General features: G+C 73.2%; 24 protein-coding genes. 15 read left to right on the top strand and 9 right to left on the bottom strand.

What is annotated here, in order from left to right; translation table 11 throughout:
* Nucleotides 1-40 precede the first annotated feature (40 nt).
* A complete protein-coding gene (locus tag ACGFZL_RS13665) occupies nt 41-268 on the bottom strand; it encodes a DUF4287 domain-containing protein (RefSeq protein ID WP_355175918.1) in 228 nt (75 codons plus the stop codon).
* 102 nt (nt 269-370) lie between these two features.
* On the opposite strand from ACGFZL_RS13665, the gene ACGFZL_RS13660 reads away from it, so the two are divergent.
* On the top strand, nt 371-682 hold the full coding sequence (locus ACGFZL_RS13660) for a hypothetical protein (protein ID WP_355175919.1): 312 nt from the start codon (nt 371-373) through the stop codon (nt 680-682).
* Between the two features lie 11 nt (nt 683-693).
* Here ACGFZL_RS13660 and ACGFZL_RS13655 read toward each other — a convergent pair whose 3' ends face one another.
* The 3 genes from ACGFZL_RS13655 to ACGFZL_RS13645 all read right to left on the bottom strand — a co-directional run bounded on the left by ACGFZL_RS13655 (nt 694) and on the right by ACGFZL_RS13645 (nt 4,403).
* Entirely contained in the window at nt 694-1,482 is a 789-nt protein-coding gene (locus tag ACGFZL_RS13655; protein ID WP_393691330.1) for a hypothetical protein, read from the bottom strand.
* 279 nt (nt 1,483-1,761) lie between these two features.
* Nucleotides 1,762-2,982: an acetyl-CoA C-acetyltransferase gene (locus tag ACGFZL_RS13650; RefSeq protein WP_393691328.1), complete on the bottom strand. Its 1,221-nt coding sequence runs from the start codon at nt 2,980-2,982 to the stop codon at nt 1,762-1,764.
* A 395-nt stretch (nt 2,983-3,377) separates the two neighbouring features.
* Nucleotides 3,378-4,403 (bottom strand): SGNH/GDSL hydrolase family protein, encoded by a 1,026-nt coding sequence (locus tag ACGFZL_RS13645; protein ID WP_355175922.1) that lies wholly within the window; start codon nt 4,401-4,403, stop codon nt 3,378-3,380.
* A gap of 168 nt (nt 4,404-4,571) precedes the next feature.
* Between ACGFZL_RS13645 and ACGFZL_RS13640 the strand changes: the two genes are divergently transcribed.
* Nucleotides 4,572-5,960: a cystathionine beta-synthase gene (locus tag ACGFZL_RS13640; protein ID WP_393691326.1), complete on the top strand. Its 1,389-nt coding sequence runs from the start codon at nt 4,572-4,574 to the stop codon at nt 5,958-5,960.
* 338 nt (nt 5,961-6,298) lie between these two features.
* On the opposite strand, the gene ACGFZL_RS13635 is transcribed toward ACGFZL_RS13640, so the two are convergent.
* Nucleotides 6,299-6,727, bottom strand: coding sequence for a hypothetical protein (locus ACGFZL_RS13635; RefSeq protein ID WP_393691873.1), 429 nt, complete (start codon nt 6,725-6,727; stop codon nt 6,299-6,301).
* Between the two features lie 139 nt (nt 6,728-6,866).
* On the opposite strand from ACGFZL_RS13635, the gene ACGFZL_RS13630 reads away from it, so the two are divergent.
* Entirely contained in the window at nt 6,867-7,715 is an 849-nt protein-coding gene (locus ACGFZL_RS13630) for a MurR/RpiR family transcriptional regulator (protein ID WP_393691324.1), read from the top strand.
* A gap of 98 nt (nt 7,716-7,813) precedes the next feature.
* Nucleotides 7,814-8,386, top strand: a complete 573-nt coding sequence (locus ACGFZL_RS13625; protein WP_393691322.1) for a hypothetical protein — start codon at nt 7,814-7,816, stop codon at nt 8,384-8,386.
* Between the two features lie 12 nt (nt 8,387-8,398).
* Here ACGFZL_RS13625 and ACGFZL_RS13620 read toward each other — a convergent pair whose 3' ends face one another.
* Nucleotides 8,399-9,829, bottom strand: coding sequence for a diaminopimelate decarboxylase (locus tag ACGFZL_RS13620; RefSeq protein WP_393691320.1), 1,431 nt, complete (start codon nt 9,827-9,829; stop codon nt 8,399-8,401).
* Between the two features lie 156 nt (nt 9,830-9,985).
* Here ACGFZL_RS13620 and hutU point away from each other — a divergent pair, with 156 nt between their 5' ends.
* Genes hutU through hutI form a run of 4 tightly spaced genes read left to right on the top strand, consistent with a single transcriptional unit; the run spans nt 9,986 to nt 15,448 of the window.
* A complete protein-coding gene (hutU, locus tag ACGFZL_RS13615; protein ID WP_393691318.1) occupies nt 9,986-11,650 on the top strand; it encodes a urocanate hydratase in 1,665 nt (554 codons plus the stop codon).
* Entirely contained in the window at nt 11,647-12,867 is a 1,221-nt protein-coding gene (locus ACGFZL_RS13610) for an allantoate amidohydrolase (RefSeq protein WP_393691316.1), read from the top strand. The genes hutU and ACGFZL_RS13610 overlap by 4 nt, the downstream gene beginning before the upstream one ends.
* Nucleotides 12,864-14,228, top strand: a complete 1,365-nt coding sequence (locus ACGFZL_RS13605) for a formimidoylglutamate deiminase (RefSeq protein ID WP_393691314.1) — start codon at nt 12,864-12,866, stop codon at nt 14,226-14,228. Before ACGFZL_RS13610 ends, ACGFZL_RS13605 begins: the two co-directional genes overlap by 4 nt.
* Nucleotides 14,229-14,272: 44 nt before the next feature.
* Nucleotides 14,273-15,448 (top strand): imidazolonepropionase, encoded by a 1,176-nt coding sequence (gene hutI / locus ACGFZL_RS13600; RefSeq protein ID WP_393691312.1) that lies wholly within the window; start codon nt 14,273-14,275, stop codon nt 15,446-15,448.
* A gap of 71 nt (nt 15,449-15,519) precedes the next feature.
* On the opposite strand, the gene ACGFZL_RS13595 is transcribed toward hutI, so the two are convergent.
* Complete coding sequence (locus ACGFZL_RS13595; RefSeq protein ID WP_393691310.1) at nt 15,520-16,446, bottom strand: RNA polymerase sigma factor SigF; 927 nt, start codon at nt 16,444-16,446, stop codon at nt 15,520-15,522.
* A 236-nt stretch (nt 16,447-16,682) separates the two neighbouring features.
* Between ACGFZL_RS13595 and ACGFZL_RS13590 the strand changes: the two genes are divergently transcribed.
* Nucleotides 16,683-17,060: an STAS domain-containing protein gene (locus tag ACGFZL_RS13590; RefSeq protein WP_355175932.1), complete on the top strand. Its 378-nt coding sequence runs from the start codon at nt 16,683-16,685 to the stop codon at nt 17,058-17,060.
* Nucleotides 17,061-17,327: 267 nt separating this feature from the next.
* The gene (locus ACGFZL_RS13585) at nt 17,328-17,858 is read left to right on the top strand and encodes an ATP-binding protein (protein WP_355175933.1); all 531 of its coding nucleotides are present in this window, start codon (nt 17,328-17,330) and stop codon (nt 17,856-17,858) included.
* Between the two features lie 214 nt (nt 17,859-18,072).
* Here ACGFZL_RS13585 and ACGFZL_RS13580 read toward each other — a convergent pair whose 3' ends face one another.
* A complete protein-coding gene (locus ACGFZL_RS13580; RefSeq protein ID WP_355175934.1) occupies nt 18,073-19,569 on the bottom strand; it encodes an oligopeptide:H+ symporter in 1,497 nt (498 codons plus the stop codon).
* Nucleotides 19,570-20,002: 433 nt separating this feature from the next.
* Between ACGFZL_RS13580 and ACGFZL_RS13575 the strand changes: the two genes are divergently transcribed.
* Both ACGFZL_RS13575 and ACGFZL_RS13570 read left to right on the top strand, forming a co-directional pair.
* Complete coding sequence (locus ACGFZL_RS13575) at nt 20,003-20,680, top strand: response regulator transcription factor (protein ID WP_355175935.1); 678 nt, start codon at nt 20,003-20,005, stop codon at nt 20,678-20,680.
* A 37-nt stretch (nt 20,681-20,717) separates the two neighbouring features.
* Nucleotides 20,718-21,992 (top strand): ATP-binding protein, encoded by a 1,275-nt coding sequence (locus ACGFZL_RS13570; protein ID WP_393691306.1) that lies wholly within the window; start codon nt 20,718-20,720, stop codon nt 21,990-21,992.
* A gap of 42 nt (nt 21,993-22,034) precedes the next feature.
* Here the strand turns inward: ACGFZL_RS13570 and ACGFZL_RS13565 are convergent, their stop codons facing one another.
* Nucleotides 22,035-22,610 carry a GtrA family protein gene (locus ACGFZL_RS13565; RefSeq protein WP_355175937.1) on the bottom strand — a complete coding sequence of 192 codons (576 nt, stop codon included), beginning with the start codon at nt 22,608-22,610 and terminating at the stop codon, nt 22,035-22,037.
* Between the two features lie 144 nt (nt 22,611-22,754).
* On the opposite strand from ACGFZL_RS13565, the gene ACGFZL_RS13560 reads away from it, so the two are divergent.
* Genes ACGFZL_RS13560 through ACGFZL_RS13550 form a run of 3 tightly spaced genes read left to right on the top strand, consistent with a single transcriptional unit; the run spans nt 22,755 to nt 25,641 of the window.
* Nucleotides 22,755-23,894, top strand: a complete 1,140-nt coding sequence (locus ACGFZL_RS13560; RefSeq protein ID WP_393691304.1) for a 5-(carboxyamino)imidazole ribonucleotide synthase — start codon at nt 22,755-22,757, stop codon at nt 23,892-23,894.
* A complete protein-coding gene (purE, locus tag ACGFZL_RS13555; protein WP_355175939.1) occupies nt 23,891-24,439 on the top strand; it encodes a 5-(carboxyamino)imidazole ribonucleotide mutase in 549 nt (182 codons plus the stop codon). Before ACGFZL_RS13560 ends, purE begins: the two co-directional genes overlap by 4 nt.
* A gap of 5 nt (nt 24,440-24,444) precedes the next feature.
* Entirely contained in the window at nt 24,445-25,641 is a 1,197-nt protein-coding gene (locus tag ACGFZL_RS13550) for a dipeptidase (RefSeq protein WP_393691301.1), read from the top strand.
* Nucleotides 25,642-25,675 lie beyond the last annotated feature (34 nt).

The raw sequence follows: 25,675 nt of genomic DNA, 5'->3' as shown, positions 1-25,675 counted from the left end.
CGGGCGTCGCGTCCGGGGCCCTTCGTCGTGCCGCCGGCGGTCACAGGAGCTTGCGGGCGGCCCTTCTCAGGTCGTACTCGTGGATGATCGCCTTCGCGTGGCCGTACGCCAGGTTGTGCTCGTGGCGCAGCCAGCTGACCTTCTCGTCGAAGCGGAGGGCGGGGCCGTCCTCGACGGTGCGCAGCCAGTCGGAGATCTCACGACCGGTGCAATGGGGGATGCGGGCGAGCATGTTGCGGTGGGTCTCCTGGGAGAAGACTTGGGACATCGGCGCCTCCGGGCGAAAGGGGTACAGGCCGGTCCTTCAGGTCACCGTGCCTGAGCGCCCGCCCGTTGGCAACAGTCCGGGAACGCCGCGTACGCTCACGCCGTGGTGGATACGACGCCTTTGACCCGAGCCGTGGACGACTTCGCCGACCGGCTGCGGGCCGCGCCGCAGAGCCGGCTCCAGCGCGGGGCCGCCGCCGAGGCGCTGGAGCTGGCCAGGGACCTGGCCCGCCGGGCCCAGCTGGTGGAGGAGCCCGGCGCTCAGCCTCGCGAGATGCCGGACGCCGGGATGTTCGCCGTCGCCGACCAGATCGCCGTGGCCGCGCACGACCTCGCCCTCGTGCTGGCCGACGAGGGCGAGGTGGGTGAGGCGGTGCGGCTGGTGGAGGAGGCCCGTAAGCGGGCCGCCGTCTGAGCCGGGATGGCTCAGAGGGACGCGATGACCCGGTCGGCCAGGATGTACACGCTCTCCTCGCCGCAGGCGAAGGTCAGCGTGTAGGCGCCGGAGACGCCCGAGCCGCCCAGCAGGTACGGCGTGGTGTCCGCGCCCAGCGCGGCGGCCAGGCGCTCCGCGGTCTCCCGGTGGCCCGGCGTCATGCACAGGGTGGTGCCGTCGGCGAACACGTACACGTCCAGCGTGCCCAGCGGGCCCGGGCGGACGTCCGCCAGCGCGACGCCCTCCTCGGCGAGGCGCTCCAGCGCGGCCACCGTGCCCTCGTGGTCACCGGCCGCCGACGCGGCGTGCGGTACGAAGTCGGGGTGCGAGGGGTGGCGGCGGCGGGCGGCGGCCAGCTCCGGGGAGTCCCCGGCCGACTCGTCGGCGTCCGCGACGCCCGGCTCGGTGACCGGCTCCAGGCCGGCGAAGTCGGCCTGCCGGGGCAGGAACAGCTCGCTGTCGGACAGGCCGAGCAGCAGCGGCGCGTCGGACGCGTCGCGGGACTCCTGGGCGGCCCAGAAGGCCCGTGCCTCGGCCAGTTCCCGCTCCCGCTCCTCGGCGAGGGCCTCCGCGACGGCGGCCCGTATCGCGTCGGCGTCGGTCTCCGTGCGGGCGGCCGGGACACGGGCCGCGTGCGCGGTGGCGGCCCGGCTCTCGGTCAGCTCGGTGGTGAGGGCGGTCACCTGCCTGCGCAGCACGAGGACGGTGCGCAGGACGGCGACGCCCACGGCGCCGGTGGCTGCCGTGGTGAGCAGCAGGGCGATCGGCATGGCGCTCACTGACGTACTCCCGGTTCAAAGTCGACCCCCGACTTACTACCTCAGCCTGCGGGGTGCGCCGACCGGTTGTCAGTGCACAACGTCACGAACCGGACAGGTCTTTGGTCCCGGACGGGGTGGAGGCGACCAGTCTGACCTGCGGAGACGGTGAGGCGGGGGAGATAGGTCACATCATGGGGGAGATTGGGTCACAAAGCGGCCCGGAACCCTGACGAGCGAAGGGTTCCGGGCCGTTCTGTGACGCTGGGTCCCCCCGTGGCTACCGAGGGTCGGTCGCGGTCAGTTGAGGCGCTCGATGACCATGGCCATGCCCTGGCCGCCGCCGACGCACATCGTCTCCAGGCCGAACTGCTTGTCGTGCCACTGGAGGGAGTTGATCAGCGTGCCGGTGATGCGGGCGCCGGTCATGCCGAAGGGGTGGCCGACGGCGATGGCGCCGCCGTTGACGTTCAGCTTCTCCAGCGGGATGCCGAGGTCCTGGTAGGAGGGGATGACCTGGGCGGCGAACGCCTCGTTGATCTCGACCAGGTCGATGTCGCCGATGCCCAGGCCGGCCCGCTTGAGGGCCTGCTTGCTGGCCTCGACCGGGCCCAGGCCCATGATCTCGGGGGAGAGGCCGGAGACGCCGGTGGAGACGATCCGGGCGAGCGGGGTCAGGCCCAGCTCGCGGGCCTTGGTGTCGCTCATGATGACCAGCGCGGCGGCGCCGTCGTTCAGCGGGCAGCAGTTGCCGGCGGTGACCAGGCCATCGGGGCGGAAGACGGGCTTGAGGCCCTGGACGCCCTCCAGGGTGACGCCGGCCCGGGGGCCGTCGTCCTTGGACACCACGGTGCCGTCGGGGAGCGTGACCGGGGTGATCTCGCGGTCCCAGAAGCCGTTCTTGATGGCCTCCTCGGCGAGGTTCTGCGAGCGGACGCCGAACTCGTCCATCTCCTGCCGGGTGACGCCCTTGGAGCGGGCCAGGTTCTCCGCGGTCTGGCCCATCGCGATGTACGGGTCGGGGACCAGGCCGTCCTCGCGCGGGTCGTGCCAGGTGGTGCCCTCCTGCTGGGCGACGGCCTCGGTGCGGGCCTCGGCCTCGGCGAAGAGGGGGTTGCGGGTGTCGGGCAGGCTGTCGGAGTTGCCCTTGGCGAACCGGGAGACCATCTCGACGCCGGCCGAGAGGAAGACGTCGCCCTCGCCGGCCTTGATGGCGTGCAGGGCCATGCGGGAGGTCTGGAGCGACGAGGAGCAGTACCGGGTGATCGTGCAGCCCGGGAGGTGGTCCATGCCCATCTGTACGGCGACGATCCGGCCGAGGTTGTTGCCCTGCTCACCGCCGGGCAGGCCGCAGCCGAGCATCAGGTCGTCGATGTCGCGGGGTTCCAGCTCGGGGACCTTGGCGAGGGCGGCCTGGATGATCGTGGCGGCCAGGTCGTCGGGACGCAGGTCCTTCAGCGAGCCCTTGAAGGCCCGGCCGATCGGGGAACGGGCGGCAGAGACGATCACGGCTTCGGGCATCACGGCTCCAGTGGCGTCGACGAGGGGTGGCTGGCTGCTGTCTGGAAGTTACCCGGACGTATGGCCTGGGTCACGGCTGGGGCGGTGTGACATGGGCCGCAACTGTCCAAGCGCTTGCTTGGCCCTCCGGGGGTTGGGCGGTCGAGGTCGGGCGGGGGCAGGGTGCTTCGTCGGCTGCGGGCGCGTCGTGGCTGGTCGCGCAGTTCCCCGCGCCCCTGGGGCGTTGCAGTCCCGCCGGCCTGTCTGCCCAGCTGCGGGCAGTCGTGCCGCTGGGGCGGCACGGGTGGGCGCAGCGGCACCTCGCTGCGCCGAGTTGCGCCACGCCCCGCCCCGCACCGGACCGGCGTTCACCTCTGGCGGGCCTGGATGCGCAACGCCCCGCACCCGACCGGCGGTCACCTGCGCTGCGCCGCCCCCGCCGGCTCCGTCTCCGTCACCCGACGGCGCCGCCGGCGCTTCAGCAGGGCCCACGGCCCCCGCGGCCCCGTCGGCATCGCGGCGGCGACCTCCGTGCCGGCCTCCGAGGCGGCCTCGGCCGCGGCGCGGGCCACCGGGAGGAACCCCTCGCGCCGCAGCGCGTCGGGCCGCTCCTCGTCCGCCGGCCACAGCCCGAGCGCCGCGCAGACGGACGGCAGCACGGCCATCGCCGCCGTGGCATACCCCTCCGCCGAGGGGTGGTAGTTGTCCGGGCCGAACAGCTCCCGCGGATTCTCCGCGAACTCGGGCCCGAGCAGGTCGCCCAGCGACACCGTCCGCCCGCCCTGCTCCACCGTCCCGATCGTCTGCGCCGCCGCCAATTGCCGAGAGGTCCGCCGGGCCACCCACCGCAACGGCTGCCGCACCGGCTCGATCGTCCCCAGGTCGGGACAGGTGCCGACCACCACCTCCGCCCCCGTGGTCCGCAGCCGCCGCACCGCCCCCGACAGGTACCGCACCGACTGGGTGGCCGGCATCCGGTGCGTGACGTCGTTCGCCCCGATCATGATCACGCAGACGTCGGGCGGCAGGGCCGGATCCGCCAGCCCCAGCGCCACCTGCCGGTCCAGGTCGTCCGACCGCGCCCCCGGCGACGCCACCGACCGCAGCTCCACCGGCCGCTCCGCCACCGCCGCGAGCCCCGCCGCCAGCAGCGCCCCCGGCGTCTGCCCCGCCCGGTGCACGCCCTGCCCGGCCGCCGTGGAGTCGCCCAGCATCAGCAGCCGCAGCGGCGGCTCACCGGCCACCACGGGTCCGTCCCCGTAGACCCCCTCGGCGTTCGGCACCCGCCCGGACGTCCCGTTGCCCACCCGGCGCCGGGCCAGCTGCACCTCCGCGAGCAGCAGACCCACCGCCGCCGCGCCGGCCAGGCCGATCCCGCCGCCGCCGTACGCCGCGCCGGTCGCGATCCGCCGGGCCGTCCTCGCCCTCGACATGCTCGTCATACGTCGCCGCCACCTCCCACTGTGCCCTACACCCAGTGCTTGCCCCGCACGCACCGTCGCTCAATCGCAACGGGGAGTGAACGACCGGCACGGGCCACCCGACGCGCGGCAGGCCATAGGCTGGCGGCACCACCACGACCACCCCTTTTGCGGCATCCGGAGACAACGGTGCAATTCCACGACTCGATGATCAGCCTCGTCGGCAACACCCCGCTGGTGCGGCTCAACAGCGTGACCAAGGGCCTCAGGGCGACCGTCCTGGCCAAGGTGGAGTACTTCAACCCCGGCGGCTCGGTGAAGGACCGCATCGCCCTGCGGATGATCGAGGCCGCCGAGCAGAGCGGGGAGCTGAGGCCGGGCGGCACGATCGTCGAGCCGACCAGCGGCAACACCGGCGTCGGGCTCGCCATCGTGGCCCAGCAGAAGGGGTACCACTGCATCTTCGTCTGCCCGGACAAGGTGTCCACCGACAAGATCAACGTGCTGCGCGCCTACGGCGCCGAGGTCGTCGTCTGCCCCACCGCGGTCGACCCCGAGCACCCGGACTCGTACTACAACGTCTCCGACCGCCTGGTCCGCGAGACCCCGGGCGCCTGGAAGCCCGACCAGTACTCCAACCCGCACAACCCGCTCTCCCACTACCACTCCACCGGACCCGAGCTGTGGGAGCAGACGGCGGGGAAGCTCACCCACTTCGTCACCGGCGTCGGCACCGGCGGCACCATCTCCGGCACCGGCCGCTACCTCAAGGAGGCCAGCGACGGCGCCGTCCAGGTGATCGGCGCCGACCCGGAGGGGTCCGTGTACTCCGGTGGCTCCGGGCGGCCCTACCTGGTGGAGGGCGTCGGCGAGGACTTCTGGCCGACGGCGTACGACCGCACCGTCGCCGACGAGATCGTCCCCGTCTCCGACAAGGACTCCTTCCAGATGACCCGGCGCCTGGCCAAGGAGGAGGGCCTCCTGGTGGGCGGCTCCTGCGGCATGGCCGTCGTCGCGGCGCTGCGGGTCGCCGAGCGGCTCGGCGAGGACGACGTGGTGGTCGTGCTGCTCCCGGACAGCGGCCGCGGCTACCTCAGCAAGATCTTCAACGACGAGTGGATGGCCGACTACGGCTTCCTGGAGGACGCCGGCCCCAGCGCCCGCGTCGCCGAGGTCCTGAACCACAAGGAGGGCGGCTCCATCCCCTCCCTGGTCCACATGCACCCGGACGAGACCGTCGGCGAGGCCATCGAGGTGCTGCGCGAGTACGGCGTCTCGCAGATGCCCATCGTCAAGCCCGGCGCCGGCCACCCGGACGTGATGGCCGCCGAGGTCGTCGGCTCGGTGGTGGAGCGGGAGCTGCTCGACGCCCTGTTCACCAAGCGCGCCTCCCTGGAGGACCCGCTGGAGAAGCACGTGTCGGCCCCGCTGCCGCAGGTCGGCTCCGGCGAGCCGGTCGCGGACCTGATGTCGGTGCTCGGCGCGGCGGACGCGGCGATCGTGCTGGTCGAGGGCCGGCCGACCGGCGTCGTCAGCCGCCAGGACCTGCTGTCCTTCCTGGCGAAGAACGGCAAGTAACGGCTAGCGGGCCGGTGCCCGCCGGCCGGCGCTGGCTTCGCGGAACCGGCCGGCGGCTTCGCGGAAGTGGTACGCACGCGTCACGTCCGCGCAGCACACGCTTAACACGCGCCCGGCACAGTAGTGGATGTCGGCAGGGCGGGAGCGGCTCCCCGCCCCGGCCGGCACCGAACGGCGTCAAGGACCTTCCGGAGCGGCTCCCGGACCTCCACGGACGCCACGGACGCGCCACCCGGCCCTCGCGGCCGGCCCGCGTCCCTCGCGGGGACCGCCGTCGTCCCGCCCCCCAGTGATGGGGGTGCGGCGGTCCCCGCGACAAACCCCTGTCCCGGGTGCGGTCAGTCCGCCCAGCGGTCCTCGTCGCGTCGCGCGCGGCGGCCGAAGGAGAACAGGCCGGGGTTGCCGCGCGCGGCCTGCACCACGTTCACGCCGACGATGCCGCCCCAGGCCACCAGCAGGCCGGGGAGATGGGCGACGCCGCCGCCGATCGCCGAGAGCGGCACGGCGAGCACCAGGCTGACGATGCCGAACCCGAACCGCTCGCCCCAGGAGTCCGTCGCCCGCGGCGTCCGGCTGTCCCGGACCTCCGTCATCTGCCGCTCCGCCAGCTGCCGGCGCACCCGGCGCTCCACGGCGCCGTCGATCCGCTGGTCGACCTTCTCCAGGAAGGACTCCACCAGCGCGGCCTCGTACTCCTCGCCCAGCTCCCTGCGGGTGTGCAAGGTGGCGTCGAGTTCCCTCTTCAGGTCGGTGTCGTGCGCGTCCATTCCCGTCATGCGCCACACGGTAGGCAGCGGGGGCGCCGGTCGGCACTGGGGTTAGCCCCCGGCTTTCGCTGTATAACGGTATGCAGACGTCAGGAATCGTGAATAGGCCGGGGGAGCAGAGGGTCATGAGGGTGACGGCATGAGTGGGAGCGGGACGGACAGCCCGGCCGCGCGGCTTCAGCAGCTCTTCGAGGGGCACCGGCTGACGCCCACGCAGCGGCGCATCGCGCACAGCATGGTGCGCCGGGCCGCCGAGGTGCCCTACCTGTCCAGCGTGGAGCTGGCCGAGCTGGCCGGCGTCAGCCAGCCGTCCGTGACCCGCTTCGCGGTCGCCCTCGGCTTCGACGGCTACCCGGCGCTCCGCCGGCACCTGCGCGAGGTGGCCCCGGCCGAGCCGGCCGCGGACTCCGGGGCCTACAACGAGTACCAGCAGGCCGTGGAGGCCGAGATCGAGAACCTGCGGCACCTCGCCGAGGCGCTCGCCGACCCGGCGCCGGTGCGCGAGGCGGGGCGGGTGCTGGCCGGCAGCCGGCCGCTGGTGGTCCTCGGGCTGCGGGCGGCGGCGGCCCAGGCACACGGCTTCGCCTACTTCGCCGCCAAGGTCCACCCGGACGTCCGGCTGCTCAACGAGGGCGGCACGATGCTCCACGACCGCATCGACGCCGCCGTGCGGGCCGGGGCGAGCGCCCTGCTCTGCTTCGCGCTGCCGCGCCATCCGCGCGAGGTCGTCGACACCCTCGCCCACGCCAAGGAGGCCGGGCTCACGGTGGTCACCGTCGCCGACTCCGCCTTCGCGCCGGTCGCCAAGGTCTCCGACCTGCTGCTGCCCGCCGCCGTCGGCACGGGGCTCGCCTTCGACACGGCCTGCGCGCCGATGCTGCTCGGCCGGGTGCTCCTGGAGTCCATGTGCGACGGCCTGCCGGACGCGCAGGCCCGGCTGGAGGAGTTCGACGCGGAGGCGGTGGCGCGCGGGCTGTTCGTGGAGTGAGCCGAGTCGCCGGTGGCGGGCGGAGTTCTCAGGCTCGTCTCACGTTGCCCGGTTAGCTTCCCTGTCCTGACCGGCCGGTGGGGACAGGGAGGACGCTCATGGCGCGTGGCGGACACGGACTGGCGCGGGTCGCCGTCGTCGTACGGGCGGGGGCGGCCCCGCTGTGGTGGCTGGGCGTGGTCGCGGCGGGCCTCGGCCTCGCGGTGCCGGGGCTGACCGGGCGCCGGATCGGCGTACTGGCCGGCGCCGCGCTGTTCCTCATCGCGGCGGCGCTCGTGTCGTACCTCGGCCGGGGCCGGTACCTGGCACTGGCCCGCCCGGCCACCCGCGCCGGCCGGCACGACGTGCTCCAGGACCGCGCGGTGAGCGTGCGCGACTGGCGCCGCGGGCACCGCTGGTGGCTGCTGCTCGCCTTCGCCGCCGCGCTGGGCAGCGACTTCGCCGTGCCGGCGGCGGGCGGCATGCTGCTGGCCGGCTGCGGGGTGGGCCTCTGGCTCAAGGCCGCCTGGCTCGGCCGCCGCGAGCAGGAGGCGGACGCCCTGTTCTGGGTCCGCGTCGACCGGCTCTCCCGGCGCGCCGGCCGCCCGGCGGGCAAGCCGGCCCGCTCCTACCGCACCACGGGCGTGGCCGCGGGCGACACCCACCGCCGCCGCACCGGCGCGACGGTCTGACCGCCCCGTCCCCTACGCCAGCGAGGTCAGCGCCGCCGCCCGCGCGCCGCCCGCCTCCGCCACGATCTCCGCGACCGACTGCTCCTCCCGCACGGTCGCGAAGGCGACCTCCCCGGACCCGGCCCCGGACCCGTCCCCGTCGCCGCCCGTCAGGAAGCCGTACACGGCCGGGCGCGCGAGCGAGTTGTACGCGTAGTGGTGGGCGAAGTAGTACGCCCCCGTGTCCAGCGCCGCCGCGTAGTCGCCCTGCTCCAGGAGCGGGAGCGCCCGGCCGGTGGCCAGCAGGTCGCCGGCGAAGCAGGCCGGGCCCGCCACGTCCTGCACCACCTCCGGACCCGTCTTGGGCCGGCCCCCGGCGTCGTACGCGGCGATCCGCAGCGGCCACGCGCCCGGCGCGTACACCGTCCGCGTCGCCACCTGCACGCCCGCGTGGGTCACCGCGACCGGCCGGCCCCCGGCGCTCTTGGCGTACTCCACCCGCGCCACCACCGTGCCGTGCTTGGCCAGCAGCGACCGCCCGAACTCGGTGACCAGGCCGTACCGCCCGTCGAACAGCCCCGGCACCGCCTCGCGCAGCACCCGCGCGTACTCCGCGTACGTCGGTGTCGTCGCGTCCGAGGCGAAGTTCACCGGCAGCCCGCCGCCGATGTCGAGGGTGTCGACCTGGCGGCGCCCGGCCCGCTCGTTGATCTCCTCGGCCAGCGCGTACGCCGCCGCGACGCCCTTCGCCATCAGGGCCAGCGGGATGCCCTGCGACCCGGTGTGCGCGTGCAGCCGGGTCAGCCACGGCCGCTCCAGGTAGGCCCGCACCACCCACTCCCGCGCCCCCTCGTCGCGCAGCGCCACCCCGAACTTCGAGGTCGCCGTCGCCGTCGACAGGGCCTCGATGGAGCCGCCGCCGATCTGCGGGTTCACGCGGACGCCCAGCGGGGGGAGCGGGCCGGTGGCGGCGGCGACCAGGGCGTCCAGGCGGGCCACCTCCTGCGGGTTGTCCGCGTTGAGCGCGACGCCCGAGGCCAGCGCCTCGCGCAGCTCGGCCGGCGTCTTGGCGGGCGAGTCGAGCACCGTGCGCTCCGCCGGCACCCCCGCCGCCCGGGCCAGGGCCAGCTCCCCGGGGCTCGCCACCTCGGCCCCGACGCCCTCCTCGTGCAGCAGCCGCAGCACCGGCACCAGCGGCGCCGCCTTCACCGCGAAGGCGTGCAGCACCGGCGTGCCCGGCGCCGCCACCGCCGCGAAGGCCGCCCGCAGCTCGGCCGCCGACTCCCGTATCCCGGCCACGTCGAGCAGCCCGACCAGCGGCGTGTCCGGGCCGAGCAGCCCCTGCGCCACGGCGGCCCGCACCGCGCGGTCCCGGCGGGCCGCCGCCACCGCCCCGGAGGCGTCCGTCGTGTCCGTCCCGCCGCTCAGCTGGTCCACGGCCGTCCCTTCCCTGTGGTCACCCATACGCCCCACCCAAACACCCGCGCCGCGCCCGCGCCGCACCGCCCGGTGTTGACTAGCTCTATTCAGCGAGCCAGGATGTGAATAGCTGTAGTTAGCATCCGCGCACCCGCGCCCGGCACCATCCGCCAGGAGCAGACAGTCACCAGGAGGCATCCCATGTCCGGACCCCGCCCCGTCCGCGCGCCCCGCGGCACGCAGCTGAGCGCCCAGGGCTGGCAGCAGGAGGCCGCGCTGCGGATGCTCCAGAACAACCTCGACCCCGAGGTCGCCGAGCACCCCGACAAGCTCGTCGTCTACGGCGGCACCGGCAAGGCGGCCCGCGACTGGCGCTCCTTCGACGCCATGGTCCGCACCCTGGAGGGCCTCAAGCGTGACGAGACGATGCTCGTCCAGTCCGGCCGCCCGGTCGGCGTCATGCAGACCCACGAGTGGGCCCCGCGCGTCCTCATCGCCAACTCCAACCTGGTCGGCGACTGGGCCAACTGGGAGGAGTTCCGCCGCCTGGAGGCCCTCGGCCTGACCATGTACGGTCAGATGACCGCCGGCTCCTGGATCTACATCGGCACCCAGGGCATCCTCCAGGGCACCTACGAGACCTTCTCCGCCGTCGCCGCGAAGAAGTTCGGCGGCACCCTCGCCGGCACCATCACCCTCACCGCGGGCCTCGGCGGCATGGGCGGCGCCCAGCCGCTCGCCGTCACCATGAACGACGGCGTCGCCATCTGCATCGACTGCGACCCCCGCGCCATCGACCGCCGCATCGAGCACCGCTACCTCGACGTCAGGGCCGACAGCCTCGACCACGCCCTCCAGCTCGCCACCGAGGCCCGCGACGCCCGCCGCCCGCTCTCCATCGGCGTGCTCGGCAACGCCGCCGAGCTGGTGCCGCAGCTGCTCGCGATGGACGCCCCCATCGACATCGTCACCGACCAGACCTCCGCCCACGACCCGCTGGCCTACCTGCCCACCGGCATCGCCTTCGAGGACATGGCCGACGCCGCCCTCAAGGACCCGGCCGGCTTCACCACCCGGGCCCGCGAGTCGATGGCGAAGCACGTGGAGGCCATGGTCGGCTTCCAGGACGCCGGCGCCGAGGTCTTCGACTACGGCAACTCCATCCGCGGCGAGGCCCAGCTCGCCGGCTACGACCGGGCGTTCGCCTTCCCCGGCTTCGTGCCCGCCTACATCCGCCCCCTGTTCTGCGAGGGCAAGGGCCCCTTCCGCTGGGCCGCCCTGTCCGGTGAGGCGTCCGACATCGCCAAGACCGACAAGGCGATCCTCGACCTCTTCCCCGAGAACGAGTCCCTGGCCCGCTGGATCAAGATGGCCGGCGAGCGCGTCCACTTCCAGGGCCTGCCCGCCCGCATCTGCTGGCTCGGCTACGGCGAGCGCGACAAGGCCGGCGAGCGGTTCAACGACATGGTCGCGAGCGGCGAGCTGGCCGCGCCGGTCGTCATCGGCCGCGACCACCTGGACTGCGGCTCCGTCGCCTCCCCGTACCGCGAGACCGAGGCCATGCTCGACGGCTCCGACGCCATCGCCGACTGGCCGCTGCTCAACGCCATGGTCAACGTGGCCTCCGGCGCCTCCTGGGTCTCCCTGCACCACGGCGGCGGCGTCGGCATGGGCCGCTCCATCCACGCCGGGCAGGTGACGGTCGCCGACGGCACCGCGCTGGCCGGCGAGAAGATCCGCCGCGTGCTCACCAACGACCCCGGCATGGGCGTCATCCGGCACGTCGACGCCGGCTACGACATCGCCGACACGGTGGCCGCCGAGCGCGACGTGCGGGTGCCGATGCGCGAGGGTGACGCGCGGTGAGCTTCCACAGCATGTGGACGGAGCTGCTGCCGGTCGGCCGCAGCTCCGCCTCCGGCGGCTACCGGCGGCACGCCTGGACCGGCGCCGACACCGACTGCCGGGCCTGGTTCCGCGAGCAGGCCGAGTCCCGCGGCCTCACCTACGAGCTGGACCGCAACGCCAACCAGTGGGCCTGGCTCGGCGACCCGGCCGCCGGGGACGCCGTCGTCACCGGCTCCCACCTGGACTCGGTGCCCGACGGCGGCGCCTTCGACGGCCCCCTGGGTGTCGTCTCCGCCTTCGCCGCCCTGGACGAACTGCGCGCGCGGGGGGCGCGGTTCACCAAGCCCCTCGCCATCGTCAACTTCGGCGACGAGGAGGGCGCCCGCTTCGGGCTCGCCTGCGTCGGCTCCCGGCTCACCGCGGGCGCCCTCACCACCGAGCAGGCCCACCGCCTCACCGACGGCGACGGGGTCACGCTGCCGCGCGCCATGGAGGCCGCCGGGCACGACCCGGACGCCATCGGGCCCGACCCCGAACGCCTGGCCCGCATCGGCTCCTTCGTCGAACTCCACGTCGAGCAGGGCCGCGCCCTGGACCTGTCCGGGGACGCGATCGGCATCGCCAGCGCCATCTGGCCGCACGGCCGCTGGCGGTTCGACTTCCGCGGCGAGGCCAACCACGCCGGCACCACCCGGCTCGCCGACCGCCGCGACCCGATGCTGAGCTACGCGGAGACCGTCCTCGCCGCCCGCCGGGAGGCCGAACTCGCCGGTGCCGTCGCCACCTTCGGCAAGATCGCCGTCGAGCCGAACGGCGTCAACGCCATCCCCTCCCTGGTGCGCGGCTGGCTCGACTCCCGCGCCGCCGACCAGCCGGCCCTGGACGCCGTGGTCGGGGGAGTGGAGAAGGCCGCCCGCGCCTGTGCCGACGCGCACGGGGTCGACCTCGACGTGGTCCGGGAGTCCTTCACCCCGGTCGTGGAGTTCGACCACGCCCTGCGCGACGAGCTGGCCCGCATCCTGGGCACCGCCCACGAGGGCCTGACCGTGCCCGTCCTCGGCACCGGCGCGGGACACGACGCCGGGATCCTCTCCGCGAGCATCCCGACCGCCATGCTGTTCGTGCGCAACCCCACCGGCGTCTCGCACTCCCCGGCCGAGTCCGCCACGGAGGACGACTGCACCGCCGGGGTGACCGCACTCGCCGACGTACTGGAAGGACTGGCCTGCACGTGACGACGCCGACGACGCCCAGCACCGCGCCGACCCGGACGTACTGGCTTGAGCACGCCTGGCTCGGCGACCGCGTCGAGCCGGGCGTCGTCCTGGAGGTGGCCGACGGCCGGATCGCCGCCGTACGCCAGGACACGCCCGCCCCGCCGCCGGGCGCCGAACCCCTGCGCGGCCTGACCCTGCCGGGGCTGGCCAATGCCCATTCGCACGCCTTCCACCGCGCCCTGCGCGCCACCGTGCAGGGCGGCTCCGGCACCTTCTGGACCTGGCGCGAGGTCATGTACTCCGTCGCCGACCGGCTCACCCCGGAGAGCTACCACGAGCTGGCCCGCGCGGTGTACGCCGAGATGGCGCTGGCCGGCATCACCGCCGTCGGCGAGTTCCACTACCTGCATCACGCCCGCGGCGGCACCCGCTACGCCGACCCCAACGCCATGGGCGAGGCCCTCATCGCCGCCGCCGCCGAGGCCGGCATCCGCATCACCCTCCTCGACACCTGCTACCTCTCCGCCGGCTTCGGGCAGCCGCCGCAGGCCCACCAGCGGCGCTTCTCCGACGGCACGGCCGCGGCCTGGGCCGAACGCTCTTCACTTCTCAAGGAACGGGATCACGCACGGATCGGGGCGGCCGTGCACTCCGTACGGGCGGTGCCGGCTGACCAGTTGGCGACGGTGGGGCGGTGGGCCGAGGAGCGGCGGGCCCCGCTGCACGTGCACCTGTCCGAGCAGACCGCCGAGAACGAGGCTTGCCTCCAGGCGCACGGCCGCACGCCCACCCGCCTGCTCGCCGACCACGGCGTGCTCGGGCCGCGCACCACCGGCGTCCACAACACGCACCTCACGCACGACGACATCGCGCTGCTCGGCGGCACCTCCACCGGCACCTGCATGTGCCCGACGACCGAGCGCGACCTGGCCGACGGCATCGGCCCCGCCGTCGCCCTCCAGCGGGCGGGCTCACCGCTCTCCCTCGGTTCCGACAGCCACGCCCTCATCGACCTCTTCGAGGAGGCGCGCGCGATGGAGCTGAACGAGCGGCTGCGCACCCGCACCCGGGGCCACTGGACGGCCGCCGCGCTGCTGCGCGCCGCCTCCGTGGACGGGCACGCGGCGCTCGGCTGGGACGACGTGGGCGTCATCGAGGCCGGCGCCCGCGCCGACTTCACCACGATCGCCCTCGACTCCGTCAGGACGGCAGGCGCACCGGCCCGGCTCGGCGCCGAGACGGCCGTATTCGCGGCGACGGGAGCCGACGTACGGCACACCGTGGTGAACAGCCGCCAGATCGTGCGCGACGGGACGCACACCCTCGTCCCCGACGTGCCGCAGGCCCTCGCCCGGGCCGTGGCCGCGCTGAGCGAGTGAGCACGGCCCGCCGACCGACCCCCACCCAGGCCACCGAGGACGCCATGAGCACCAGCACCGCCATCACGAACATCGCCACACTCGTCACGAACGACCCCTCCCTCGGCGACAACTCCCCACTCGGACTGGTCCGGGACGCGGTCGTCGTCATCGAGGGCGACCGCGTCGTGTGGACCGGTGAAGCAAGCAAAGCACCCGCCACTGACAATCGGGTCGACGCGGGTGGCCGGGCGGTGATCCCGGGCTTCGTGGACTCCCACTCGCACCTGCTCTTCGCGGGCGACCGCACCGAGGAGTTCAACGCCCGCATGTCCGGCCGCGCCTACAGCGCCGGCGGCATCCGCACCACGGTCGCCGCCACCCGCGCCGCGAGCGACGCGGAGCTGGAGGCGGGGCTCGTCCGCTACCTCGGCGAGGCGCTGCGTCAGGGCACCACGACCTTCGAGACGAAGTCGGGCTACGGCCTGACCACCGCCGACGAGTCCCGCGCCCTGGCCGTCGCCGCCCGCCACACCGACGAGGTCACCTACCTCGGCGCCCACATCGTCGCCCCCGAGCTGGCCGACGACCCGGCGGCCTACGTCGCCCTGGTCACCGGCGAGATGCTGGACGCCTGCGCCCCGCACGCCCGCTGGATCGACGTCTTCTGCGAGCGCGGCGCCTTCGACGGCGACCAGGCCCGCGCGATCCTCACCGCCGGCAAGGCCAAGGGCCTGCACCCCCGCATCCACGCCAACCAGCTCACCCACGGCCCCGGGGTGCAGCTCGCCGTCGAGCTGGACGCGGCCAGCGCCGACCACTGCACGCACCTCACCGACGCCGACGTGGACGCCCTGGCGAGCGGCGACACGGTCGCCACGCTGCTGCCCGGCGCCGAGTTCTCCACCCGCGCCGAGTGGCCGGACGCCCGGCGCCTGCTCGACGCGGGCGTGACGGTCGCGCTGTCCACCGACTGCAACCCCGGTTCGTCCTTCACCTCCTCCGTGCCCTTCTGCATCGCCCTCGCGGTGCGGGACATGGGGATGACGCCGGACGAGGCCCTGTGGGCGGCCACGGGGGGCGGCGCGGCGGCCCTGCGCCGCGAGGACGTCGGACGCCTCGCCCCGGGCGCGTACGCCGACCTGGCGCTCCTGGACGCGCCCAGCCACGTCCACCTGGCCTACCGGCCGGGCGTGCCGCTGGTGTCCGGGGTGTGGCGGCGGGGCGTGCGCGAGGTCTGAGCGGACGTCGAAAGGGGGCGGTCCGACAACGGACCGCCCCCTGAAAGACGTGCGCACTCACCCGGCGCGGCTCACTCCTCGACGGTGAGGCCCTTGCGCAGCCGGACCAGGGTCCGGGACAGCAGGCGCGAGACGTGCATCTGGGAGATGCCCAGCTCCTCGCCGATCTCCGACTGGGTCAGGCCCGCCACGAAGCGCAGCGAGAGGATCTTCCGGTCGCGGACGGGGAGTTCGGCGATCAGCGGCTTCAGCGACTCGACGTACTCGATGCCCTCGATCCCGTGGTCCTCGTAGCCGATGCGGTCGGCGAGGGTGCCCTCGGCGTCGTCGTCCTCCGGCTGGGCGTCCAGCGACGAGGCGGTGTACGCGTTGGACGCCGCCATGCCCTCGACGACCTCCTCGCGGGACAGCCCGAGGTGCTCGGCCAGTTCGGTCACCGTCGGGGCGCGGTCCAGGCGCTGGGCCAGCTCGTCGCCGGCCTTGGCCAGGTCGAGGCGCAGCTCCTGGAGGCGGCGCGGGACGCGCACGGACCACGAGGTGTCGCGGAAGAAGCGCTTGATCTCGCCGATGATGGTGGGCATCGCGAACGTGGGGAACTCCACACCGCGCGACAGCTCGAAGCGGTCGATCGCCTTGATCAGGCCGATCGTGCCGACCTGGATGATGTCCTCCATCGGCTCGCTGCGCGAACGGAAGCGGGAGGCGGCGAACTTGACCAGCGCGAGGTTCAGCTCGACGAGCGTGTTGCGTACGTACGCGTGCTCGTGGGTGCCTTCCTCCAGCGACTCCAGACGCCCGAAGAGGGTCCGGGACAGGGCCCGGGCGTCGGCCGGGGCCACCTCGTCGTAGGCGGGGATGTCCGGGAGACCGGCGAGCAGGTCGTCGTGGTCGACGCCCCCGTCGGTCCGCTCGATGGGATCCAGATGTTCCGGAGGGGGTGTCGACGTCGCATTCTGGGTACGCGATCCGTCGAGCCGGGGTGACATGGTGTCCTCCATCGTTCTCGGCATACGGCTGCCGAAGCCAAAACGTGCACTGCGGTGTGCGGCGCCTCCATGGCCGACCGTGTCGATTTGCGTGTTCCTATAGCCCTACCGGGTTTACCGAGCCTCTCGCAAGTGTGTTCTGCGAGGGTATGTCCGTTTGTGTGCGGTTGTTCGGGTGTCGGGGCGGGGCGGGAGGGCGTAAGGTGCGAGGGCGTCAGAGCAGTCACGACCTCGGGAGAAGAAACGGCATGGACCGCGGGACGGTCGGCAGCGCCCAGTCGGGCCGGCTTCTGGTTGAGGTGCGCGAAGAGGGCCGCAGCGCCGTCGTAACGCCGGCGGGTGAGCTGGACCACCACACCGCCGACCTGTTGCGAGAGCCGCTGGAGGAGTGCCTCTCCAAGGGATTCACGCGGCTCGTCGTGGACTGCTCGCGCCTGGAGTTCTGCGACTCCACCGGGCTGAACGTGCTGCTCGGGGCGCGGCTGAAGGCGGAGGCCGCGGGCGGCGGCGTGCATCTGGTGGACATGCAGCCGGTGGTGGCGCGTGTGTTCGAGATCACGGGCGCGGAAGCGGTCTTCACCATCCACGACTCGCTCGAGTCGGCGCTGGCCGACGACTCCGGCTGAGACTCTTTTCCCGACCGTGCGGCGACGGGCCCCTGAGTGGGCCCTGTGCGGCCCCTGTGGCCGGCGTTCCGGCCCCTTCCTGTGATTCGTGCCGAATACAGGGGTGTTCGGCCGGTCCGGTCGGGCAGGAGAGTTCCTGAGCCCGTCGAACGCCGGGCGGCCGGCGCCTCCGGGCGGACGACTCGGCCGTACGGCGGGAACCGGTGCGGTGCCAATGACGTGTACGACGTGAAATGTGAACTGGTGAATCGGTGAGGTGAAGCGCTGATGAGCACCACCCGGCCCTGCTCGCCGGGCGACCGCGGCCCGGAGCCCAGCGGCGCTTCCGGGACGTCCGAGGACGGCGTCCCCGGGCCCGTCCAGGAAGCTCCTGCGGAGACGTCCGGTGGGCACCTGGTCCGCAGACTGAGCTTCGCGGACCAGAGCGGCGTCGTGCCGCTGGCCCGCGACTTCACCCGCGAGGCGCTGCACGCCTGGGGCTGGCTGCCCTCCGACACCGCCGACCGGCGGGCCGCCGCGGAGGACGTCCTGCTGGTGGTCTCCGAGCTGGTCACCAACGCGTGCCTGCACGCCGACGGGCCGGACGAGCTGTGGATCACCTGCGACCGCAAGGTGATCCGCCTGGAGGTCTCCGACCGCGGCGCGGGCCAGCCGACCCCCCGCACCCCACACCGCGCGGGCCGCCCCGGCGGCCACGGCATGTTCATCGTCCAACGCCTCTGCCTCGACTGGGGCGTCCTGCGCACCCCGGACGTCCCCGGCAAACGCGTCTGGGCAGAGCTGGGCGCCCCGGCGTAATCGCGCACCTCTCTGCCCGACCAGGATGGGCGGCGGGTGGGCACAGGCCGGGGTCCAGGGGCGGAGCCCCTGGCGGGGTACGGGGCAGAGCCCCGTGCACCCACCCGGACCGGCACCCGTGAAGCCGCCCCCCCCGCACGCCCGGAGGGCCACCGCGTCGGCGTCACCGACGAGATGGCCCTCCACAAGGCACCCTGCACAAGCCCCGCAGGGACTAGTTCACGTCCCCCATCAGCTCCCGCACCCGCTTCCGGTACATCCACACCGCGAAGCCCGCCAGGACGGCGACCGCGGCCTCCATGGCCACGATGCCCGTCTTGTTCAGGTCGACGCCCGCGATGGAGAGCAGGCTGGTCGTGGCGTCGCCGGCGGTGACCGCGAGGAACCAGACGCCCATCATCTGCGAGGCGTACTTCGCCGGCGCCATCTTCGTCGTCACCGACAGGCCGACCGGGGAGAGCATCAGCTCACCGACGGTCTGGACGAAGTAGATCGCCACCAGCCACATGGCCGCCGCCTTGTGACCGCCCTCCGCGATGCCCAGCGGGGCGAGGAAGAGGAAGAAGGACGCGCCGACCAGGATCAGGCCGAAGGAGAACTTGACGACCGTGCTCGGCTCCTTGCCGCGCCGGGCGAGCGCCAGCCAGACCACGGCGAAGACCGGGGCCAGCGCCATGATGAAGACCGGGTTGACCGACTGGTACCAGGAGACCGGGAAGCCCCAGCCGAGGACGCTGTTCTCCGCGGAGGAGTCGGCGAAGATCGACATCGTCGACCCGCCCTGGTCGTAGATCATCCAGAACACGGCCGCGGCGACGAAGAACCAGATGTACGCGGACATCTTCGACTGCTCGCCCCGGTCCAGGGACCGGTCGCGCTTGATGCGGGCCAGCACCATCACCGGGATGATCACGCCGAGCAGCGTCAGCGGGACCAGCACCCAGTTCAGGGTGTAGTGGCCGGTGCCGCCCACGATCGCGTAGAAGACGACCGCCACGGCCGCCCAGAACGCGGCCTTGCGCAGCGTCGAGGACTTCTCCGCGTCGGACAGCGGCTTGGGGACGACGCTGGAGACCGGGTCGAGGTGCCGGCTGCCGAGCAGGAACTGCACGACGCCCAGGCCCATGCCGAGCGCGGCCAGCGCGAAGCCGAGGTGCCAGTTGACGTTCTCACCGACGGTGCCGATGGTCAGCGGCGCGATGAAGGCACCCAGGTTGATGCCCATGTAGAAGACGGTGAAGCCGCCGTCCCGGCGCGCGTCGTCCGGGCCCTGGTAGAGCTGGCCGACCATCGTGGAGATGTTGGCCTTCAGCAGACCGGAGCCGATGGCCACCAGGCCGAGACCCGCGTAGAACGTGCCGGAGGTGGGCAGCGCCAGCGTGAGGTGGCCGAGCATGATCACGCCGCCGGCGATGGCGACGGTCTTGCGCGGACCCCAGACGCGGTCGCCGAACCAGCCGCCCGGCATCGTCAGCAGGTACACCAGCGACAGGTAGACCGAGTAGATCGCGGTCGCCGTGCCCGCGCTGAGGCCGAGGCCGCCGGGGGCGACGAGGTACAGCGGGAGCAGAGCCCTCATGCCGTAGTAGGAGAAACGCTCCCACATCTCGGTCATGAAGAGGGTGGCCAGACCCCTCGGGTGGCCGAAGAAGGTCTTCTCGGAACCGGGGATGCCCGGGCGCACCGAGTCCTTCGTCAGGCTTGACGCCATGGTCGTTCCTTGCTGGTCGGGACGCGCTCATGAGGCGATGCGCGCCCGGTGGGGGGAGCCGGCACCGGCGGGGAGCCGTCCACCCCACGCCCACGGGGAGCCGCTCCGGATCACGGAGCGGGGACGGCGACCACCGGGATCCACGCCCCTGCGCGCGGCTCTGCGCTGCGGGGCCCGGCCGTAGGTCATTCCTTTGACGGCCGGTCGGGGAGGACCGGCCCGCACACGAATGAGGACCTTCAGCGCAGAAGCGGCCAAAGGTCCCCATGGTGCTACAGGCGTTGATTCACCATACGGCAGGACACCGCCCGGTATGGAAGGTCTTGAGACATCAATCACAGGTGGCGGCGGAACCGCACTCGGCCTTTCGAAGGTCCCATCCCAGGATGGCATCTCCTGTCTGGCGCTGTGCCGGGCGGACTACCATCTGCTCATGACCCGAGTACTGCTCGCCGAGGACGACGCGTCCATTTCGGAGCCGCTGGCCCGCGCTCTGCGCCGGGAAGGGTACGAGGTGGAGGTGCGGGAGGACGGCCCCACCGCGCTGGACGCCGGGATGCAGGGGGGCGTCGACCTCGTCGTGCTGGACCTCGGGCTGCCCGGCATGGACGGCCTGGAGGTGGCCCGCCGGCTGCGCTCCGAGGGCCACGCCGTGCCGATCCTCATCCTGACCGCCCGCGCCGACGAGGTGGACACCGTCGTCGGCCTGGACGCGGGCGCCGACGACTACGTCACCAAGCCCTTCCGCCTCGCCGAGCTGCTCGCCCGGGTCCGCGCCCTGCTGCGCCGCGGCGCCGCCGAGCCGCAGCAGCCGCCCGCCACGCACGGCGTGCGCATCGACGTCGAGTCGCACCGGGCGTGGATGGGCGACGAGGAGCTGCAGCTCACCGCGAAGGAGTTCGACCTGCTGCGGGTGCTGGTGCGCGACGCGGGCCGGGTCGTCACCCGCGACCAGCTGATGCGCGAGGTCTGGGACACCACCTGGTGGTCCTCCACCAAGACCCTGGACATGCACATCTCCTGGCTGCGCAAGAAGCTGGGGGACGACGCGGCCAACCCGCGCTACATCGCCACCGTGCGCGGCGTGGGCTTCCGCTTCGAGAAGAACTGAGCCGGTCACCACGTAGGAGCACGACGGATACGAGGACATGCGCCGCCGACTGATCCAGTCCACGCTCGCCGTGGTGCTCGTCGTGATCGCCGTCTTCGGCGTCTCCCTGGTGATCGTGGAGACCCGCACGATCAGCACCACCGCCCAGGAGCGCGTCGACCTGGAGGCGGTGCGGCTGGCCAGCATCGTGGACAGCCGCCTGATCGGCACCGGCACGGTGGACGCCGGATTCCTGCGCGAGCAGGTCGCCGACTCCCGCTACGCCGTGATCCGCATCCCCGGTGAGCCGGTCGTCGAGGTCGGCGCCAGGCCGACCGGCGAGGTCATCCGGGGCACCTCCACCGGCGAGGAGGGCGAGACGGTCGTGGTCGAGGAGCCCCGCTCCTCGGTCACCCGCGAGGTCGGCCGGACCCTGCTGATCATCGGCCTGGTCGCGCTGCTCGCGGTGATCGCGGCGGTGCTGCTCGCCATCCGGCAGGCCAACCGCCTGGCCTCCCCGCTCACCGACCTCGCCGAGACCGCCGAGCGCCTCGGCTCCGGCGACCCGCGTCCACGGCACAAGCGCTACGGCGTCCCCGAGCTGGACCGGGTCGCCGACGTGCTCGACTCCTCCGCCGAGCGCATCGCGCGGATGCTCACCGCCGAGCGCCGGCTCGCCGCGGACGCCTCCCACCAGCTGCGGACCCCGCTGACCGCGCTGTCCATGCGCTTGGAGGAGATCACCCTCACCGACGACCCGGACACGGTGAAGGACGAGGCGACCATCGCGCTGACCCAGGTGGAGCGGCTGACGGACGTGGTGGAGCGGCTGCTGACCAACTCGCGCGACCCGCGCAGCGGCTCCGCGGTCACCTTCGAGCTGGACGACGTCATCCAGCAGCAGATCGCCGAGTGGCGCCCCGCCTACCGCAGTGCGGGCCGCGCCATCGTCAGCTCCGGGAAGCGCCCGCTGACGGCGGTGGGCACGCCGGGCGCGGTGGCGCAGGTGCTGGCCGCGCTGATCGAGAACTCGCTGATGCACGGCGGCGGCACGGTCGCCCTGCGCACCCGGGTCACCGGCAACCAGGCCGTCGTGGAGGTCACCGACGAGGGCCAGGGCGTGCCGGCCGACCTCGGGGCGCGGATCTTCGAGCGCACCATCAGTGGCCGGAATTCGACGGGCATCGGCCTGGCCGTGGCGCGGGACCTGGCGGAGGCGGACGGCGGCCGCCTGGAGCTGCTCCAGTCCCGGCCGCCGGTGTTCGGGCTGTTCCTGTCCCGCACCGCGCCCCCGAAGAAGAGCCCGGACGACGACCGGGACACCGTGCGCTGAGGCATCTGAAGGTCCTGAGGCGCCTGAGGCGGCCCCAGGACGTCAGCCGCGGCCGGCGGGGGCGCCGTCGGGCTGCGGGAGCACCGTGGGCGCCTCGTGCTCCAGGAAGGACTCCGCGCGGATCAGCACCTCGCGGGCCGGCGGCATGGCGCGGAAGACCCAGCTGCGGTAGGACCAGAAGCGGAACAGCGTGCCCAGGCCGATGCCGAGGAACTTGAAGATGTTGCTCTGCAGCGGGCTGTCCCAGCCGAAGCCGTACGTCGCCGTGAAGAGCACGCCGTTCTCGATGACCAGGCCGATCGCGCTGAACACCAGGAACAGCGTCATCTCCCGGGTGCGGCGGCTCTTGTCCCGGTCGCGGTAGGTGAAGTACCGGAAGCCCAGGTAGTTGAAGACGATCGCCACGATGGTCGCGACGATGCTCGCGCGCACCACCTGGAGGTCGGAGACCTGCCGGACCAGGTTGAAGACCAGCAGGTTGACCAGGACTCCCGCGCCGCCGACCGCGCCGAACTTCAGCAGTTCACGGGCGAAGCGGTCGTACCACCGCCGCAGCGGTCCGGGGGGCGCCTGGGCAGGGGGAGGAGTCACGTAGGACCCCGTAGAACCATGTCCCATGGCCGTGCAAGCCCCCGTCCGTCGTTCGGCGTCAACCCGGCCATGCTAACCACCCGGACGCGCGATCTTCCTGCGGACGTCCGATGCCGGGCGCGAGAACGGCCGGTAAACCGGTGGGCTCCGTGCGGCCGATACGCTAGGGGCGTGACGTTCCCGGTAGTCGGCATGGTCGGCGGGGGCCAGCTCGCGCGTATGACGCACGAAGCGGGCATCCCGTTGGGCATCAGGTTCAGGCTTCTCAGTGACACCCCGCAGGATTCCGCGGCGCAGGTCGTGAGCGATGTCGTCCTCGGCGACTATCGCGACCTCGACACGCTGCGCGCGTTCGCGCAGGGGTGCGATGTGATCACCTTCGATCACGAACACGTACCGACCGAGCATCTACGGGCCCTGGAGGCGGACGGCATCCCCGTGCGCCCCGGCCCCGACGCGCTGGTCCACGCCCAGGACAAGGGCGTGATGCGCGCGAAGCTGGTCGAGATCGGCGTGCCCTGCCCACGCCACCGGATCGTGCGCGATCCGGACGACGTGGCCGCCTTCGCGGAGGAGGGGGACGGCTTCCCGGTCGTCCTCAAGACCGTGCGCGGCGGCTACGACGGCAAGGGCGTGTGGGTCGTGGACTCCGCCGCGGAGGCCGCCGAGCCGTTCCGCGCCGGGGTGCCGGTGCTCGCGGAGGAGAAGGTCGACTTCGTCCGCGAGCTGGCCGCCAACGTGGTCCGCTCCCCGCACGGCCAGGCCGTCGCCTACCCGGTGGTGGAGTCCCGGCAGGTGGCCGGCGTCTGCGACACGGTGATCGCCCCCGCGCCCGATCTGGACGAGGACCTCGCGCTGCGGGCCTCGGAGATGGCGCTCGGCATCGCCAAGGAGCTGGGCGTCACCGGCCACCTGGCCGTCGAGCTGTTCCAGACCCGGGACGGCCGCGTCCTCGTCAACGAGCTGGCGATGCGCCCGCACAACTCCGGCCACTGGACCATGGACGGCGCGGTCACCAGCCAGTTCGCCAACCACGTCCGCGCCGTCCTCGACCTCCCCCTCGGCGACCCGCGCCCCCGCCAGCCGTGGACCGTGATGGTCAACGTCCTCGGCGGCGACTACCCGGACATGTACACCGCGTACCTGCACTGCATGGCGCGCGACCCCCAGCTCAAGATCCACATGTACGGCAAGGACGTGAAGCCCGGCCGCAAGGTGGGCCACGTCAACACCTACGGCGACGACCTGGACGACGTGCTGGAGCGCGCGACCCACGCCGCCGGCTACCTCAAGGGGACGATCACCGAATGAGCGAGGCAAGCCCGGTCGTGGGCGCCGGCCCGGTCGTGGGCATCGTCATGGGGTCCGACTCCGACTGGCCCGTCATGGAGGCCGCTGCCCAGGCCCTGGACGAGTTCGAGATCGCCTACGAGGTCGACGTGGTCTCCGCGCACCGCATGCCGCGCGAGATGATCGCCTACGGCGAGGAGGCCGCCGGGCGCGGTCTGAAGGCGATCATCGCCGGGGCGGGCGGCGCCGCCCACCTGCCCGGCATGCTCGCCTCGGTCACCCCGCTGCCCGTCATCGGCGTCCCCGTGCCGCTGAAGTACCTCGACGGCATGGACTCGCTGCTCTCCATCGTCCAGATGCCGGCCGGCGTGCCCGTCGCCACCGTCTCCGTCGGCGGCGCCCGCAACGCCGGGCTGCTCGCGGCCCGCATCCTCGCCGCGCACGACGAGGAGCTGCTCGCCCGGATGCGGGAGTTCCAGCAGGAGCTGAACGACCAGGCCACCGAGAAGGGCCGCCGCCTGCGCACCAAGGTCGAGGGCTCGGCGGCCTTCGGCTTCGGGAAGTGAGCGCCGTGACGACCCCGAATCTGGAAACGGCCCGGACCCTGCTGCGGGAGTTCCCCGTGGTCGACGGCCACAACGACCTGCCCTGGGCGCTGCGCGAGCAGGTCCGCTACGACCTGGACGCGCGGGACATCGCCGAGGACCAGTCCGCCTTCCTCCACACCGACCTGGCCCGGCTGCGGACCGGCGGCGTCGGCGCGCAGTTCTGGTCGGTGTACGTCCGCTCCGACCTGCCCGGCGCGGTCACCGCGACGCTGGAGCAGATCGACTGCGTACGGCAGCTCATCGCCCGCCACCCGGGGGAGCTGCGGGCCGCGCTGACCGCCGCCGACATGGAGGCCGCGCGCGGCGAGGGGCGCATCGCGTCGCTGATGGGCGCCGAGGGCGGCCACTCCATCGACAACTCCCTCGCCACGCTCCGGCAGCTGTACGCGCTCGGCGTGCGCTACCTCACCCTCACCCACAACGACAACGTGGCCTGGGCGGACTCCGCGACCGACGAGCCCGGCGTCGGCGGCCTCTCCGCCTTCGGCCGCGAGGTCGTCCGCGAGATGAACCGCGAGGGCATGCTGGTCGACCTCTCGCACGTCGCGGCGACGACGATGCGGGACGCGCTTGACGCCTCCACCGCGCCGGTGATCTTCTCGCACTCCTCGTCCCGCGCGGTCTGCGACCACCCGCGCAACATCCCCGACGACGTGCTGGAGCGGCTGCCCGCCAACGGCGGCGTCGCGATGGTCACCTTCGTGCCGAAGTTCGTGCTCCAGGCCGCGGTGGACTGGACGGCCGCCGCCGACGAGAACATGCGCGCGCACGGCTTCCACCACCTGGACTCGGGCCCCGAGGCGATGCGCGTGCACGCCGCCTTCGAGGAGCGCACCCCGCGCCCCGTCGCCACCGTGTCCACCGTCGCCGACCACCTCGACCACATGCGCGAGGTCGCCGGCGTCGACCACCTCGGCATCGGCGGCGACTACGACGGCACGCCGTTCACCCCGGACGGCCTGGACGACGTCTCCGGCTACCCGAACCTGATCGCCGAGCTGCTGGAGCGCGGCTGGTCCCAGGCCGACCTGGCCAAGGTGACCTGGAAGAACGCGGTACGGGTGCTCGGCGACGCCGAGGACGTGGCCCGCTCCCTGCAGGCCACCCGGGGCCCGTCCAACGCGACCCTCGAGCAGCTGGACGGCCCGGCGGCCCCCTGAGGAACGCCCCTGGTGGGCGGCGCCCCCCGAACGC

Origin of the sequence: Streptomyces sp. NPDC048182 (genome assembly GCF_043202555.1) — a bacterium.
Lineage (GTDB): Bacteria > Actinomycetota > Actinomycetes > Streptomycetales > Streptomycetaceae > Streptomyces.
The sequence above is the reverse complement of the archived record's forward strand: the minus strand, read 5'-3'. Positions and strand labels throughout refer to the sequence as shown.

Excerpts from the sequence above, each read along its gene's own strand:
- ACGFZL_RS13665 (WP_355175918.1), bottom strand. The coding sequence starts at position 268 with ATGTCCCAAGTCTTCTCCCAGGAGACCCACCGCAACATGCTCGCCCGC.
- ACGFZL_RS13650 (WP_393691328.1), bottom strand. The coding sequence starts at position 2,982 with ATGCCCGAAGCCGTGATCGTCTCTGCCGCCCGTTCCCCGATCGGCCGG.
- ACGFZL_RS13645 (WP_355175922.1), bottom strand. The coding sequence starts at position 4,403 with ATGACGAGCATGTCGAGGGCGAGGACGGCCCGGCGGATCGCGACCGGC.
- ACGFZL_RS13635 (WP_393691873.1), bottom strand. The coding sequence starts at position 6,727 with ATGGACGCGCACGACACCGACCTGAAGAGGGAACTCGACGCCACCTTG.
- ACGFZL_RS13630 (WP_393691324.1), top strand. The coding sequence starts at position 6,867 with ATGAGTGGGAGCGGGACGGACAGCCCGGCCGCGCGGCTTCAGCAGCTC.
- ACGFZL_RS13625 (WP_393691322.1), top strand. The coding sequence starts at position 7,814 with ATGGCGCGTGGCGGACACGGACTGGCGCGGGTCGCCGTCGTCGTACGG.
- ACGFZL_RS13620 (WP_393691320.1), bottom strand. The coding sequence starts at position 9,829 with ATGGGTGACCACAGGGAAGGGACGGCCGTGGACCAGCTGAGCGGCGGG.
- hutU (WP_393691318.1), top strand. The coding sequence starts at position 9,986 with ATGTCCGGACCCCGCCCCGTCCGCGCGCCCCGCGGCACGCAGCTGAGC.
- hutI (WP_393691312.1), top strand. The coding sequence starts at position 14,273 with ATGAGCACCAGCACCGCCATCACGAACATCGCCACACTCGTCACGAAC.
- ACGFZL_RS13595 (WP_393691310.1), bottom strand. The coding sequence starts at position 16,446 with ATGGAGGACACCATGTCACCCCGGCTCGACGGATCGCGTACCCAGAAT.
- ACGFZL_RS13590 (WP_355175932.1), top strand. The coding sequence starts at position 16,683 with ATGGACCGCGGGACGGTCGGCAGCGCCCAGTCGGGCCGGCTTCTGGTT.
- ACGFZL_RS13585 (WP_355175933.1), top strand. The coding sequence starts at position 17,328 with ATGAGCACCACCCGGCCCTGCTCGCCGGGCGACCGCGGCCCGGAGCCC.
- ACGFZL_RS13580 (WP_355175934.1), bottom strand. The coding sequence starts at position 19,569 with ATGGCGTCAAGCCTGACGAAGGACTCGGTGCGCCCGGGCATCCCCGGT.
- ACGFZL_RS13575 (WP_355175935.1), top strand. The coding sequence starts at position 20,003 with ATGACCCGAGTACTGCTCGCCGAGGACGACGCGTCCATTTCGGAGCCG.
- ACGFZL_RS13570 (WP_393691306.1), top strand. The coding sequence starts at position 20,718 with ATGCGCCGCCGACTGATCCAGTCCACGCTCGCCGTGGTGCTCGTCGTG.
- ACGFZL_RS13565 (WP_355175937.1), bottom strand. The coding sequence starts at position 22,610 with ATGGGACATGGTTCTACGGGGTCCTACGTGACTCCTCCCCCTGCCCAG.
- purE (WP_355175939.1), top strand. The coding sequence starts at position 23,891 with ATGAGCGAGGCAAGCCCGGTCGTGGGCGCCGGCCCGGTCGTGGGCATC.